Origin of the sequence: Cupriavidus sp. L7L, from assembly GCF_004353535.1 — a bacterium.
GTDB classification, from domain to species: Bacteria; Pseudomonadota; Gammaproteobacteria; order Burkholderiales; family Burkholderiaceae; genus Cupriavidus; species Cupriavidus oxalaticus_A.
The window spans coordinates 1-1260 of sequence record NZ_SMNY01000165.1; the positions used below are offsets into that span (position 1 = coordinate 1).

1 protein-coding gene is annotated in these 1260 nt (G+C 60.5%); it reads right to left on the reverse strand.

Features of this window, described 5'->3' with window-relative positions:
* Window positions 1–1260: Ig-like domain-containing protein (locus E1J61_RS37715; protein ID WP_165971638.1), on the reverse strand; the 1260-nt coding region annotated here is incomplete at both ends.

A 1260-nucleotide genomic window follows, 5' to 3' on the forward strand; every position in this document is an offset into this window, starting at 1 on the left:
CAGCCCGATGGCGGCAATGCCTGCCTGGTCCAGGGTCTTGTGCTCGGCCTGGGCAAAATCCCCATCGCCATTGGAATCCTGCACCACCTTGAACCGGCTCCAGGCAGCATCCTCATTGCTGATCTGGCCATCGTGGTTGCTGTCGAAGGTGGCCAACGCCTCCAGGTCCGTCTTTGTCCCAGGTGCGAAATTCGTCAGCCGGGTCTCCTCGACGGAAATCCTGCCGTCCCCGTCGGCATCGAAGCCAAGCACCCCATCGGTCGCCGCGGCCCAGCCGATATGTTCGGTCTGGCCGTCATGGTTGACATCCGCCTTGACGTGGGACTGATCGGCAGCGATCAACTCTGTCTCGTTGCCGTTCAGATCCAGCACAATCGGGGCGAATCCGCCGCTGGCATTGGTGCCCTTGTGCGTGGCGTTGACGACCACATCGGTATAGGCGCCCTGTGCATCCTGGATGCGGATGGTGAAGTTGTCCGCACCGTTGTAGGGATCGCCTCGGTGGCTGACGTACTGCCAGTAATCTTGTGCGCCAATCAAATACTGGGCGAGTACGGTCTGGTCAGGACGCAAGTAGCCCGTCGCCGTGTCGATGTAGGCATTCGCGTAGCCGTGCCCGTGTTGCGGGCCCTGCACAATCGAAATCACGATGGCGGCCGAATCGCCGTCGGGATCGTACGCGATGATGCGCCCCATCTGGCGCTGCGGGTCATCGCGATCGTAGAAAATCATGTTGGCTTCTACTGTAGCGCTGTCCCTCAGGCCTTCGATCGAATCGATCTGGGTCAACGCGAGAGGCTTCAGCATGCCGTTCTGATAATGCTGCGGCGTGTACACGGCATGATTCGCATCATAAAGCTGACCTTGCGCCGCCAACGATTTAGCCAACGACTCATCGTAAAGGGGCTGGAAATAGTTCGGTTCCGGCTGGAAGGCCAGACTGCCATCCGAAGACGCATAGATGGGTTCGGCGCCATTGAGCCCGGAGGTTCGCCCAATCATCGGGGATGGGCCATGGTAGTAGCCGAAGATCGGCCGGCCGTATTCGATCGCCTCGATCACGGGCGCCTTGTTGACGTGGGCGACTTCCAGATAGGCTGTGGCCCAGGTCTGACCACCGTACGGGTCGGAGACCAGGTACTGGAACGAAGCCTGGCCATAGAAATCGGAGTCTGGCGTGAAGCGCACCTGCCCGTCAGCTTGAACCTCGACCGTGCCGTGCTGGGCATTGGCAACCTGCGCAATCGTCAGCGTGTCCCC